The sequence below is a fragment of the uncultured Ruegeria sp. genome (genome assembly GCF_947489545.1).
In the GTDB taxonomy this organism is placed as follows: domain Bacteria; phylum Pseudomonadota; class Alphaproteobacteria; order Rhodobacterales; family Rhodobacteraceae; genus Ruegeria.
In genome coordinates this window covers 1-398 of the sequence record NZ_CANLDZ010000093.1, presented here as the reverse complement: position 1 = coordinate 398, position 398 = coordinate 1, and the positions used below count along the sequence as shown (strand labels likewise).

Annotated in this window: 1 protein-coding gene; it reads right to left on the bottom strand. The window is 55.8% G+C overall.

The genetic code is table 11. From position 1 onward, the window contains the following. Window positions 1-193: 193 nt before the first annotated feature. Window positions 194-398: BCCT family transporter (locus tag Q1B13_RS26905; protein ID WP_299085972.1), on the bottom strand; the 205-nt coding region annotated here is incomplete at its 5' end.

The window sequence follows — 398 nt, the reverse complement described above, 5'->3', positions numbered from 1 at the left end:
CAAAGAAGTGCTGTGCGGAATACTTGAAAAACACAGGCTGAACAGTCTGTGAGTTCTCGCTTGTCTCGGCCATGACGAGGCCTGCAACGCCCCGATCGATGGCGACCGGCAGTCTGTTCCGACCACATCTCAGGACCCCAAAATAGACTAAGGCCCCGGATGTTAACCGGGGCCCCAAGAGCTTCAGCGGTGCTTATTCTGCTGGCATCGTCGAGGTTTCGGGATCAATTGTTGAAGCAACGCCTGCGGCCTCTCGCCGACCATCATTCCAGATGGCCTTGATCAACGCGATGCACATAAGAGCCATAACAATCGAGAACGGCAACGCCCCGATCACCATCGCGGTTTGAATGGCACCAGTGCCGCCAGAAATCAGCAACCCACCGACAACCAAAGCC